The sequence below is a fragment of the Polaribacter haliotis genome (assembly GCF_014784055.1).
Lineage (GTDB): Bacteria > Bacteroidota > Bacteroidia > Flavobacteriales > Flavobacteriaceae > Polaribacter > Polaribacter haliotis.
Map to the genome: position 1 here is coordinate 3,745,224 of NZ_CP061813.1, position 13,140 is coordinate 3,758,363.

Below are 13,140 nucleotides of genomic sequence, written 5' to 3' on the forward strand. Positions count from 1 at the left end.
TTAAAGTCTCTTAAAAAATAAACCGAATTATGAGTAATTACCATATTAAACATTTAGAAGAATATTATCAAGTTTATAGAAAATCGATTCGTGAACCCGAAAACTTTTGGGAAGAAGTTGCAGAGGAGCATTTTTTATGGCGTAAAAAATGGGATAAAGTTTTAGAATGGGATTTCTCGAAACCAGAAATTAAATGGTTCGAAGGTGCAAAACTAAATATTACAGAAAATTGTATAGATAGGCATTTGGCAACTCGTGGAGATAAAACAGCCATTTTATTTGAGCCAAATGATCCAAAAGAACCAGCAGAGCATATCACATATAAACAATTGCATAAAAGAGTAAATCAGTTTGCAAATGTTTTAAAAGAAAATGGAGTTAAAAAAGGAGACAGAGTATGTATTTACGTTCCTATGATTCCAGAACTGGCAATTTCACTTTTGGCTTGTGCTAGAATTGGAGCGATTCATTCTGTAGTTTTTGCAGGATTTTCTTCCACAGCATTATCCACGAGAATAAATGATTCCGATTGCAAAATAGTAATAACTGCAGATGGTTCTTACAGAGGAAAAAAAACAATCGACTTAAAAGGAATTGTAGATGAAGCTTTAGAAAGTTGTGCAGGTGTTAAAACCGTTTTAGTTGCAAAAAGAATAAATTCGGATATTCATATGGAAGAAGGTCGTGACAAATGGTTGCAACCACTTTTAGACGAAGCTTCCACAGAATGTACAGCAGAAGTAATGGATGCAGAAGATCCGTTATTTATTTTATACACTTCTGGTTCTACAGGAAAGCCAAAAGGAATGGTTCATACAACAGGTGGTTATATGGTTTACACAGCTTATACCTTTAAAAATGCTTTTCAATATACAGAAAACGATGTGTATTGGTGTACTGCAGATATTGGATGGATTACAGGACATTCCTATATTGTTTACGGCCCATTAGCAAATGGAGCAACCACTGTTTTATTTGAAGGTGTTCCAAGTTATCCTGATTTTGGAAGATTTTGGGATATTGTAGAAAAGCACAAAATCAATCAATTTTATACAGCACCAACAGCAATTAGAGCTTTGGCAAAACAAGGAACAGAATTGGTAGATAAATACGATTTATCTTCTTTAAAAGTTTTAGGTTCTGTTGGAGAACCCATAAACGAAGAGGCTTGGCATTGGTATAATGATAATGTAGGGAAAAAGAAAAGTCCGATTATAGATTCTTGGTGGCAAACTGAAACTGGTGGAATTATGATTACTCCAATTCCTTATGTTACCCCAACAAAACCTACCTACGCAACTTTACCTTTTATAGGAATTCAACCTGCTTTAATGGACGAAAATGGAGACGAATTAAAAGGAAACCAAGTAGAAGGAAGATTGTGTATTAAATTTCCTTGGCCAAGTATTGCTAGAACTATTTGGGGAAATCACCAACGTTATAAAGAAACCTATTTTTCTGCATTCGATAATATGTATTTTACTGGTGATGGAGCATTAAGAGATGAAGTTGGGTATTACAGAATTACAGGTAGAGTAGATGATGTAATTATTGTTTCTGGCCATAATTTAGGAACAGCACCAATTGAAGATGCAATAAATGAGCATCCTGCAGTTGCAGAAAGTGCCATTGTTGGTTTTCCACACGATGTTAAAGGAAGTGCTTTGTATGGTTATGTAATTTTGAAAGATGCTGGGGAAAGCAGAAACCACGATAATTTAAGAAAAGAAATCAATCAAATTATTACAGAACATATTGGGCCGATTGCAAAGTTAGATAAAATTCAATTTTCGGAAGGATTACCAAAAACACGTTCTGGGAAAATTATGAGACGTATTTTACGTAAAATAGCTTCCAATGAAATGGATAATTTAGGAGATACAAGTACATTGTTAAACCCAGAAGTGGTTCAAAATATTATAGATAATCGAATGTAAATACAATTAATATAATAATTAGACCTGTTAAGTTTTAAAAACCTGACAGGTCTTTTTAGTTATTGTAACTTTGTAAATATGTCATGCTACTCTCTAATGGCATATAAATTGACAATTAGAAGTAAATTACATTCTTAACATATTTTATGCAACAATTTAAAGAGTCTAAAAAAGATAAAAAGAAACCCAATGTTTCTATGGGTAAAGCTTTTAAAACGATTATTTGGCCAAGAAGAAATTTAGTTTTTATAGGCTTAGTTTTAATTGTTATAAAAAGTTTGGCAGGTTTAATTTTACCTTGGCAAAGCAAAATTTTGTTAGACGAGGTTGTTCCAAATAAAGATTTTAAACAATTATACACATTAATAGGAATTGTTTTGGTTGCCATTTTGGTGCAAGCAATAACCTCTTTTTTATTAACCAGAATATTAAGTGTACAAGCACAATATTTAATATCCGAATTAAGAGCACAAGTACAGAAAAAAGTGTTGTCTCTGCCAATTAGTTTTTTCGACAATACAAAATCTGGTGCATTAGTTTCTAGAATTATGAGCGATGTAGAAGGCGTAAGAAACTTAATTGGTACAGGTTTAGTACAATTAGTTGGAGGGTCAATAACAGCTATAATTTCTTTAGTTATATTAATAAACTTAAATCCATGGATGACTTTATTCGTCTTTTTACCCATTTCAATTTTCGGAATTGTAGCACTAAAAGCATTCAAATTTATACGTCCCATTTTTAGAACTCGTGGTAAAATTAATGCAGAAGTAAAAGGAAGATTAACAGAAACCTTAGCAGGAGTTCGAGTAATAAAAGCATTTAATGCAGAAGAACAAGAAAATACAGTTTTCGAAAAAGGCGTAGATAAATTATTTCAGAATGTAAAAAAGAGTTTAACAGCAACTGCTTTAATGACGAGTTCTTCTACTTTTTTAATTGGAGTAGCGACTACAGGAATTATGGGAATTGGAGGTTATTATATGATTCAAGGAGAAATGACGGCTGGAGAATTTTTGTTTTTCACATTAATACTTGGTTTTATGATTGCACCAATAGTACAAATGAGCAACATTGGTAGTCAGTTAACAGAAGCTTTGGCAGGTTTAGATAGAACAGAAGAATTAATGAATATGGCTGCAGAAGAAGATGACGAAAACAGAACCATCTCTCTAAAAGATGTAAAAGGAGAAATTATTTTTAACGATGTTTCTTTCGCTTATGAAGAAGGTAAAGAGGTTTTAAATAATATTAGTTTTCAAGTGCCTTCTGGCTCTGTAACTGCGTTGGTTGGGAGTTCTGGTTCAGGAAAATCGACTATTGCAGGTTTATCTGCAACATTTTTAAAGCCAAAATCTGGTAAAGTTACTATCGATAATAACGATATGTCTAAAGTAAAACTTTCCAGCTACAGAAAGAATTTAGGTGTAGTTTTACAAGACGAATTTTTGTTCGAAGGAACCATTAGAGAAAACATTCTATTTCCAAGACCAAATGCCACAGAAAAAGAATTGCAAAATGCTGTAAAAGCCGCTTATGTAAACGAATTTGCAGACAGATTTGATGATGGGTTAGATACTTTAATTGGAGAAAGAGGTGTAAAACTATCTGGCGGACAAAGACAACGTTTGGCAATTGCAAGAGCTATTTTGGCAAACCCAAAAATCATAATTTTAGACGAAGCAACGTCGAGTTTAGATACAGAAAGTGAAGCTTTAATTCAAAAAAGTTTATCAGAATTAATAAAAGACAGAACCACCATTGTAATTGCCCACAGATTGAGTACCATCAAGCAAGCAGACCAAATTTTAGTCATAGAAGCTGGGAATATCGTAGAAAGAGGAACACATAACGAACTGATAAAATTAGAAGGAAGATATTTCGATTTGTACACCTACCAAGCGAAAATATAATTTTATAACTTTGGTTTTTTGGGCGTTTTAACGGGCTTTTCGCTACAATCTTTTGCCAGAAAAAGGCAAAAGGATTTCCACTGCAATCCCTAACGCGCATACTCAATCCTTAAAAAATGAATAAATTTTCTTAATAATAAATTCATTGTATTTTTGTAATTATCAAATTTTAAAATCGACTTTATCAAAAAATAAAATCAAACTAAAAAATGAAAAAAATAATTTTATTACTAATTATTGCAGTAACAGTTTCTTGTAAAAATGAATCAAAAAAAGAAACTAAAAAAGTAAAAAATGTTGAGGTTAAAAAAGAAAATTTCCCAACAGAATTAGGAAAAGTTTTTGAAAAACACGGTGGAATTGATACTTGGAGAAAAGCTCAGGTTTTGTCTTTTAATAAAGGAGAAGAAGTTCATACAGCAGATTTACATTCAAGAAAAACAGTAGTGAATTCACCAACATATTCTTTAGGTTTCGATGGTAAAGAAGTTTGGTTAGATGAAGAGGTAAAAGGTTCTTATAAAGGAAACCCAACTTTTTATTATAATTTATATTTCTACTTTTATGCAATGCCTTTTGTCTTGGCAGATGATGGAATTATTTATGATAAAGTAGACGATTTAGTTTTTGAAGGAACAAATTATCCTGGTTTTAAAATTTCTTACAAATCTAATGTTGGTACTTCACCAGATGATAATTACATAGTGTATTACAACCCTAAAACGTATCAAATGGAATGGTTAGCATATACAGTTACGTTTAAGTCTAAAGAGCCAAGTGAAAAGTTCAATATTATAAAATACAATTCTTGGGAAAACGTAAACGGATTACTTTTACCAAAAGCAATTACTTGGTATAAAAAAGATGAAAACGGAATTCCAATAGAACCTGCAAAACCGGCAACAGAATTTACATTGCCATTAATTAGCCAAGGTAAATTAGCAGATTCGTTTTTTGAAAATCCAGTAAAATAAGTGTTTAGAAAACTGTGTCAATTTACAGTTTGTTAAATTATTTTAAAAGTGAAGTAATTTTCTCATAAACAGAAACATAATATTCATGAAACCTCGGAAGCAAAACGTTTTCGAGGTTTTTTGTGTTCTTTAAAACCGCCAAATCGAATAATTGTAAACCAGCAACTTCCTCAATTTGCATGGTTAAACTCTCTACAGGAACTTTTAATTCCGCAATAAAAACATGATGATGTTCATTGTCTTGAATTCCGTTAGCATGAGAAACTTGATGAATTCTTGTGCCAATTTTAACCAACTCTTTTTCTTGTAATTCAAGTCCAATTTCTTCAAAAACTTCTCTCTTTGCTGACGATAAAATAGATTCTCCAGCACTAATATGTCCTGCCACAGAAATATCCCACAAACCAGGAAATACTTTTTTTGTTAACGCTCTTTTTTGAAGCAGTATTTTCTTGTTCGAAGTAAAAAGCCAAATATGCACAGTTGCATGAAACCAACCGTTTTTATGAGCTTCCGATTTTAATGCTGTTTTTCCTGTTTGTTTTCCTTCAGGAGTTAAAATATCTATAAGTTCATCCATTCTATAAACAAGCTATAATACAATCTGTTAATTTATTAAAATCTTCTTTTGTATTGTATAAATGACATGAAATACGAATATAATTTCCTCTAAAAGAAATAAAGATATTTTCTTCTTTCAGTTTTGTCTTTAGTTGTTCAATATCTAATTGTTTTGGTAATTCAACTCCGAATAAATGATGTGTTCTAAAATTATCTTCTTCAATAAAACAACCAATTTCTTTTAGTTTTAAAACGGCATCAAAAGTAATTTCTTTACAATATTCTTGTATCGATTTAGGTGCCCATTCAATAACTTGTTTTAAAGCTTCAATTTGCATTTTAATGTAAATAAAACTTGCGTGTTCTCCAGCAGAATATCTATTTGCTAAAGGTTTGTATTTAGTTTGGTAAGAAGTTAAACCACTCATATTTTCGCTGTTTAAACGATTAGACCAATTTTCTTCTAACGGATTTCCATTATCGAAATATTCGCCAAAATATGCGTAACCACAACCATAAGGTCCAAAAAGCCATTTGTAACCTGCGCAAATTAATGCATCTGGGTTTATTTCTTTAACTGAAAATGGTAACGCACCAACAGACTGACTTCCATCAATAATTAATAATGCATTATGTTCTGTAGCTTTTTTTCTGATGGATTTCAAATCAAACAAAGTTCCATTTGCCCAATAAATGTTGCCTAAAGTAACAACAGCTGTTTTATTAGAAATTGAATTTAGAATTGCTTCATTCCATTTTTCTCCTCTGTTTTTAGTTGTTTTTGGCATCGAAACAATAGTTAGTTTCGCATTAAATTTATTTGCCAACTTTTCCCAAACGTAATAATTACTTGGAAACTGACCTTCAACTAAAAGAATCTCATCACCTTTATTTAATGTAATATTATTTGCAACAGTTGCCAAACCATAAGAAGCAGAAGGTATGTTTGCTATTCTATTATAATCGTTAACACTAATTAGTTTTGCAAACAGTTTTTTTACTTCTTTTACAGGTTCAAAATAACTATTTCCAGTAATTTTAAAAGGATTGCTCTTTTCTAAAACACCTTCAATTCCTGCTTGTTCAACGGTTTTAAAAGAGGGTGATTGACTAGCAATATTTAAATAAGTGATTTCTTCTGGAATACTAAAAAGAAGTTTTTGGTTTGGTAAAGTCATATTTTTTAAAATGAAAAAGCGCACAATAATTTGTGCGCTTTAAAATTAATGTTTTTATTTATTAATCAAAATAAGAAAAAGTTTCTCCGTCTTTAATTTTTAACAACGTTTCATAAATCATTTTAATAACATTTTCAACATCATCTCTATGCACCATTTCTACTGTCGTGTGCATATAACGTAGAGGCAAAGAAATTAAAGCAGAAGCAACACCACCATTGCTATAAGCAAAAGCATCTGTATCTGTTCCTGTTGCTCTAGATAATGCAGAACGCTGAAAAGGAATCTTTTTTTCTTCGGCAGTTTCTGTAATTAAATCACGTAATTTTTGTTGTACAGCAGGTGCATAAGCAACAACAGGCCCTTTACCAATTTCTAAAAGTCCGGCTTTTTTCTCCTCAATCATTGGAGTTGTAGTATCGTGAGTAACATCTGTTACAATTGCTACATTTGGTTTTATTGTTTGAGTAATCATTTCTGCTCCACGTAAACCAATTTCTTCTTGCACAGAATTTGTTATGTACAATCCAAAAGGTAATTCTTTTTTGTTTTCTTTTAATAAACGAGCAACTTCAGCAATCATAAAACCACCCATTCTATTGTCTAATGCTCTACAAACAAACTTATCTCCGTTTAAAATATGAAATTCATCTGGGTACGTAATTACGCAACCAACATGAATTCCTAAAGCTTCTACTTCTTTTTTTGTTGCACAACCAGTATCAATAAAAATGTTGTCTGGTTTTGGTGCTTCTTCTTTAGATTTATCTCTTGTATGTATAGCTGGCCAACCAAAAACACCTTTTACAATTCCGTTTTTTGTGTGAATATTTACAATTTTACTTGGTGCAATTTGATGATCTGAACCACCATTTCTAATCACGTAAATTAATCCGTTTTCAGAAATATAATTTACATACCAAGAAATTTCGTCTGCATGTCCTTCAATAACTACTTTATATTTTGCATCAGGATTTATTACACCAACAGCAGAACCATACGTATCTGTAATAAATTCGTCTACATAAGGTTTTAGATACTCCATCCAGATTTTTTGACCTTCCCATTCGTAACCAGTTGGAGCTGCATTGTTTAAGTATTTTTCTAAAAATGTAAGTGATTCTTTATTTAAAATTGATTTTTTTGCCATTATTTATATATTTATAAAAGTTGATATATTCTTGATGAATGTAAAAATAAAGCGAATTTTTATGATTTGCATTAAAATAATCATAAAAAAGTGTAACAAAAGTGCTTACTTTTACACTAACCATCAAAGTTAAAAAGCCAAAAGCCAATCATATGAAATTAGTAATAAAAAACTTAACAAAGACATATAAAAACGGAGTGAAAGCAATAGATAACCTAAGCATCGAAATTGGTACAGGAATGTTTGGTTTATTAGGGCCAAATGGAGCAGGAAAATCTTCTTTAATGCGAACAATTGCCACTTTGCAAAGTCCAGATTCAGGTTCAATTACTTTTGGAGATATTAATGTATTAGAAGACAATATGTCTTTGAGAAAAATACTAGGTTATTTGCCACAATCTTTTGGTGTATACCCAAAAATGTCTGCAGAAGATTTGTTAGATTATTTCGCAACTTTAAAAGGTGTTTCTAACAAAGAAGAGAGAAAAACCATTGTAAGAGAAGTTTTAGAAATTACGAACTTATATGATGTTAGAAGAAAACACGTTGCTGGCTATTCTGGAGGAATGAAACAACGTTTTGGAATTGCACAACTTCTATTAAATAACCCAAAATTAATTATCGTTGATGAACCAACTGCAGGTTTAGACCCTGCTGAAAGACATAAGTTTTTAAATGTTTTAAGGGAAGTTGGTAGTAATTGTACCATTATATTTTCTACTCATATTGTAGAAGATGTTAAAGAACTCTGTAATGAAATGGCTGTTTTAAATGGAGGTAAAATCTTAAAACATACTACACCACAAAAAGCAACAAAAGAATTGGATGGTACTATTTGGACGAAAGTAATTGATAAAGAAAATTTAGAGGAAAACATGAAGTTGTATAATGTACTTTCTAGAAATTTTAATCCAGATAATACTTTAAATATAAGAGTACATGCTCTAGAAAAACCTTCAGAGGAATTTATTGCTTCAGAACCACAATTAGATGATGTTTATTTTATTGCTTTAAAACAAGATGAGCCAGCCTTGGTTTAATTTTAAAAGTTTTTAGATATTAAATAAATAAACAGTTACACAATTACACCTTTCATATGTTTTCAACAATATTTAAACAAGAACTAAAATACTGGTTTAATAAGCCATTACTTTATATTTTTATAGCTATATTTCTTTTAATATCATTTTTTATTGCATCTGCTTCTGCAGGAATTTTCGACAATATAAGTGGCACAATGGGTTCATCTAGAATTGTAAATTCACCCATACAAATTATTGGAATTTTTAATGAACTGACAATTTTAATTCTTTTTTTATTTCCTGCGATAATTGGGGTTTCTATTTATAGAGATTTTAAAAGTGAAATGCATACCATTTTATTTTCATATCCATTTACCAAAGCAAATTATTTGTTTGCAAAGTTTTTTAGCGGAGTTGTTGCGGTTTCTGCTATTGTATTGGTAATTGCCTTGGGACTTTTTATAGGCTTTCGTTTTCCAGGTACAAATTCAGATTTGATAGAAAGTTTTAGTTTTATTTCTTATATTAAAGCTTACTTAATATTTGTTTTACCTAATATTTTATTTTTTGGTGCAGTTGTTTTTGCAGTAGTTACATTTACTAGAAGTATTGGTGCAGGTTTTATTTCTGTAATAATTTTACTTTTTTTTGGTTTTGGAATAAGTAGTATACTTTCCGAACCAGAACAAGTTAATTTGTTGGCAATTTTAGATCCTTTTGGATTTTCGGCTATAGATAAGTATACCAAATATTGGACGATGTCTGAACAAAATGCATTACAAATACCAATTAAAGAATACATTATTTATAATAGATTGTTTTGGTTGGCAATAACATCTTTAGTGTTTGGTTTGGTGTATAAATATTTTAAATTTAATCAAAATGCCCTTACCATTTCCTTTAGAAAAACAAAAGGAGAACGCGTTACCAAAACAAATTTTAGTGGTGTCACTAAAATAGAGTTAACCAAAGTATCTTATAATTATTCTTTTCTTCAAAATTTAAAAACAACTTGGAAACTTTCTAATTTAGAGTTTAAATATATTTTTAAGAGTTTACCTTTTATCTGTATTTTAATTGTAGGTGTTTTGCTTTTAGTAGGTTCTTTATTTTTTGTAGGCGAAATTTTCGGCACCAAAACATTGCCTGTAACTTGGCAAATGTTGTCTGGTGGAAATACATTTACATTAATTATAAATTTATGTACATTTTTGTATTCTGGTATGTTGGTACAAAGAGCTAGAACAGCAAAAATTAATTATTTGGTAGATAGCACACCCATACCAAACTGGACGTTGCTTTTTTCTAAATTAATTGCGCTTTTAAAAATGCAATTAGTCTTATTATCTGTAATTATGGTTGCAGGTGTTTTGTTTCAAACTTATAAAGGTTTTTATGATTATGAAATAATGCATTATATAAAAGAATTATTTGGTTTAAAGTTCTTAAATTATGTTGTTTGGGCTTTATTGTCCATCTTTATACAAACACTATTTAAAAACCAATATTTAGGCTTTTTTGTATTGCTAATTATATCTATTGCAATGCCATTATTAGGTTTAGTGGGTGTAGAGTTAGCAGTCTTTAAATACAATGAAGGTCCAGGTTTTAGTTATTCCGATATGAATGGTTATGGTTCTGGATTATCTAGATATTTATGGTACAAAGTCTATTGGGTTTTAGGAGGAACTGTACTTATTGTTTTAAGTGTTTTGATGTGGGTAAGAGGTTTACCAAATAATTTTGTAGAAAGAATTTATATTGCAAAAAAGAGATTTAAAGTGCCTCAGAAAATAGCATTCTTTACTTTTTTAATTACTTTTTTAAGTTTAGGATTTACAATTTGGAAAGCCACAAAATCAGATTCTAAAAATTCAGCTTCTAAACAAGCAGAATTGGACGCTGTTAAATGGGAAAAAACCTATAAGAAATACCAAAATTATAGGCAACCAAGAATTGTAGGTGTAAAAGCAGATGTTGCTATTTTTCCAAAGGAAAGAACATACAATGCATCTGTTGAATTTACAATGGTAAATAAAACAGACCAAGCTATAGATACTATTTTGTTAAATCATAATTCCTTAGAAAGTACTTTTGAGTTTAACAAACCAAATAATATAGTTTTAGAAGATACTGTGTTTCATTTCGATATATATCAACTTAAAAATAAATTGCAGCCAGGTGATTCTTTACAACTTTCTGTAACTGTAAAAAGTAAAGAAAACACTACTTTTCAACAAAAATCTCCAATAAGAGAAAATGGAACTTTTATCAATAATTTTAGCATATTTCCATCTTTAGGATATTCTCCTGCAGGTGAGTTAAGAGATGATAAAACGCGAGAAAAATACGATTTACCAAAAAATAATTTACGCCCACATCCATCAGATTCTACAGCTTTAGGAAACACTTATATTTCTAGAGATGCAGATTGGATAGATTTCGAAGCAACTGTTTCTACTTCTAAAGATCAAATTGCAATTGCACCAGGTTATTTGCAAAAAGAATGGACAGAAGGAAATCGTAGATATTTCAACTATAAAATGGACAGTAAAATTTTAAATTTTTACGCATTTAATTCTGCCAGATATAAAGTTAAAAAAGAAATGTGGAATGGAATTAGTTTAGAAATCTATTACCATAAATCACATACCTATAACTTAGATAGAATGATGAAAGGGATAAAGGCTTCTTTAGAATATAACACGAAGAACTTTAGTCCTTATCAACACAAACAAGTAAGAATTATAGAATTCCCAAGAACAGGAGGAAGTTTTGCACAATCGTTTCCAAACACAATTCCGTTTTCGGAAGGTGTAGGTTTTATTGCAGATGTAGATGATACAAAAGATGGTGGTGTAGATTACCCGTTTGCAATTACTGTGCACGAATTAGCACATCAATGGTTTGCACATCAAGTAATTGGAGCAGATGTTTTAGGAGCAACATTAACATCTGAAAGTATGTCTGAGTATGTTTCTTTAAAAGTTATCGAGAAGAAACAAGGAAAAACCAAAATGCGAAAGTTTTTAAAAGATGCATTAGATGGTTATTTAACAGGACGAACTTTCGAGTCTAAAAGAGAAAAACCTTTAATGTATAACGATGGACAAGGGTATATCCATTACCAAAAGGGCTCTTTGGTTTTATATGCAATGAGCGATTATATTGGTGAAGAAAATTTTAATGGAGCTATTAAAAAGTATGTGAATAAAGTAAAGTTTCAAGAACCACCTTATACAACCTCTATAGAAATGGTCGAATTTATAAAGGAAGCAACACCAGATTCTTTAAAATACCTTATTAAAGATATGTTCGAAACAATTACACTTTATAAAAACAGAGTTGTAGATTTAAAATCTAAAGAACTAGAAAATGGAAAATATCAGGTTGATATCGAGTTTGAAGTTTCTAAATATAGAAATAACGAGAAAGGAAAACGTTATTATAGCGATAACAAAAAAGATTCCATTTCTTACACTAAAGAAGGTTCTGAAAAACCTATTTATTCTGTTCCTTTAGCAGACTATATAGATATTGGTATTTTTACAGAAGAAGAAATCGATGGTAAAAAAGAAGAGAAGCAATTGTATTTTAAAAAGCATAAGATTACTCAAATAAATAATAAAATTACAATTATTGTAGATGAGAGGCCAATAGAAGTTGGTATAGATCCTTACAATAAATTAATAGATACGAAATCTGACGATAATCGAAGGAAATTATAATAAATATGACAAAACAAATCAAAATAACAACTGCTTCTATACTTTTTTTAGCAGTTGTTATTTTTCATATATATGGGCTTTTAGAAAGTGAAACACTAGCGTTTTTTACAAAACCATTTTTAACGATAACTTTGGTTATCATATATTTAGTATCCGTTAAAAAACCCAGTTTTTGGTATGTTTCTGCCTTGTTTTTTTCTTTTTGGGGTGATGTTTTTCTGCTTTTTAAAGAAGATTTTTTCTTATTTGGTTTAGCTTCTTTTCTATTTGCACATATCTTATATATTAAAATTTCTGCAGATTTTTTAAAGAAAATTAAACCTCATAAAATATTGTTAGTTTCGTTTCCATTTGTAATAATTTTCATTGGTTTATTATGGCTTTTAAAAGATGATTTAGGCGATTTTTTAATCCCAGTAATTGTTTACGGAATTACCATTTCTTCTTTTGGAGCAATAACGCTTCTAAATTATGTTGAAGAAAAAAGGACAGAAAACCTATGGCTATTTCTGGGGGCACTTATTTTTATAATATCAGATAGTGTATTGGCAATTAATAAGTTTTATGAGGCTAGAGAAATGTTTGAAGTTGTAATAATGGTAACTTATATTATTGCTCAATATTTAATTTGTAAAGCGTTAATAGCGAAAGATTCATAAAGTATTAATTATAGAAAA

General features: G+C 30.2%; 9 protein-coding genes. 6 read left to right on the forward strand and 3 right to left on the reverse strand.

The genetic code is table 11. From position 1 onward, the window contains the following. Window positions 1–29: 29 nt before the first annotated feature. From acs to H9I45_RS16135, 3 genes are all read left to right on the forward strand, one after another. Window positions 30–1,937 carry an acetate--CoA ligase gene (gene acs / locus H9I45_RS16125; RefSeq protein WP_088354101.1) on the forward strand — a complete coding sequence of 636 codons (1,908 nt, stop codon included), beginning with the start codon at window positions 30–32 and terminating at the stop codon, window positions 1,935–1,937. Between the two features lie 146 nt (window positions 1,938–2,083). Next, entirely contained in the window at window positions 2,084–3,850 is a 1,767-nt protein-coding gene (locus tag H9I45_RS16130; RefSeq protein WP_088354100.1) for an ABC transporter ATP-binding protein, read from the forward strand. Window positions 3,851–4,059: 209 nt separating this feature from the next. Further along, a complete protein-coding gene (locus tag H9I45_RS16135; protein ID WP_088354099.1) occupies window positions 4,060–4,824 on the forward strand; it encodes a DUF6503 family protein in 765 nt (254 codons plus the stop codon). A gap of 37 nt (window positions 4,825–4,861) precedes the next feature. Here H9I45_RS16135 and H9I45_RS16140 read toward each other — a convergent pair whose 3' ends face one another. The 3 genes from H9I45_RS16140 to H9I45_RS16150 form a co-directional block, all read right to left on the reverse strand. After that, a complete protein-coding gene (locus H9I45_RS16140; RefSeq protein WP_088354098.1) occupies window positions 4,862–5,404 on the reverse strand; it encodes an NUDIX hydrolase in 543 nt (180 codons plus the stop codon). A gap of 1 nt (window position 5,405) precedes the next feature. Next, complete coding sequence (locus H9I45_RS16145) at window positions 5,406–6,563, reverse strand: aminotransferase class V-fold PLP-dependent enzyme (RefSeq protein ID WP_088354097.1); 1,158 nt, start codon at window positions 6,561–6,563, stop codon at window positions 5,406–5,408. 61 nt (window positions 6,564–6,624) lie between these two features. Continuing rightward, window positions 6,625–7,713 (reverse strand): M42 family metallopeptidase, encoded by a 1,089-nt coding sequence (locus tag H9I45_RS16150; RefSeq protein ID WP_088354096.1) that lies wholly within the window; start codon window positions 7,711–7,713, stop codon window positions 6,625–6,627. 152 nt (window positions 7,714–7,865) lie between these two features. On the opposite strand from H9I45_RS16150, the gene H9I45_RS16155 reads away from it, so the two are divergent. The 3 genes from H9I45_RS16155 to H9I45_RS16165 are packed head-to-tail and all read left to right on the forward strand — an operon-like array spanning window position 7,866 to window position 13,122. Beyond that, a complete protein-coding gene (locus H9I45_RS16155) occupies window positions 7,866–8,753 on the forward strand; it encodes an ABC transporter ATP-binding protein (RefSeq protein ID WP_088354303.1) in 888 nt (295 codons plus the stop codon). A 56-nt stretch (window positions 8,754–8,809) separates the two neighbouring features. After that, window positions 8,810–12,463, forward strand: a complete 3,654-nt coding sequence (locus tag H9I45_RS16160) for an ABC transporter permease/M1 family aminopeptidase (protein ID WP_088354095.1) — start codon at window positions 8,810–8,812, stop codon at window positions 12,461–12,463. Between the two features lie 5 nt (window positions 12,464–12,468). After that, the gene (locus H9I45_RS16165; RefSeq protein WP_088354094.1) at window positions 12,469–13,122 is read left to right on the forward strand and encodes a lysoplasmalogenase; all 654 of its coding nucleotides are present in this window, start codon (window positions 12,469–12,471) and stop codon (window positions 13,120–13,122) included. Window positions 13,123–13,140 lie beyond the last annotated feature (18 nt).

Bases quoted from the DNA above. Each gene is read 5' to 3' on its own strand.
- H9I45_RS16165 (WP_088354094.1), top strand. From the start codon at position 12,469: ATGACAAAACAAATCAAAATAACAACTGCTTCTATACTTTTTTTAGCA.
- H9I45_RS16145 (WP_088354097.1), bottom strand. From the start codon at position 6,563: ATGACTTTACCAAACCAAAAACTTCTTTTTAGTATTCCAGAAGAAATC.
- H9I45_RS16130 (WP_088354100.1), top strand. From the start codon at position 2,084: ATGCAACAATTTAAAGAGTCTAAAAAAGATAAAAAGAAACCCAATGTT.
- H9I45_RS16135 (WP_088354099.1), top strand. From the start codon at position 4,060: ATGAAAAAAATAATTTTATTACTAATTATTGCAGTAACAGTTTCTTGT.
- H9I45_RS16155 (WP_088354303.1), top strand. From the start codon at position 7,866: ATGAAATTAGTAATAAAAAACTTAACAAAGACATATAAAAACGGAGTG.
- acs (WP_088354101.1), top strand. From the start codon at position 30: ATGAGTAATTACCATATTAAACATTTAGAAGAATATTATCAAGTTTAT.
- H9I45_RS16160 (WP_088354095.1), top strand. From the start codon at position 8,810: ATGTTTTCAACAATATTTAAACAAGAACTAAAATACTGGTTTAATAAG.
- H9I45_RS16150 (WP_088354096.1), bottom strand. From the start codon at position 7,713: ATGGCAAAAAAATCAATTTTAAATAAAGAATCACTTACATTTTTAGAA.
- H9I45_RS16140 (WP_088354098.1), bottom strand. From the start codon at position 5,404: ATGGATGAACTTATAGATATTTTAACTCCTGAAGGAAAACAAACAGGA.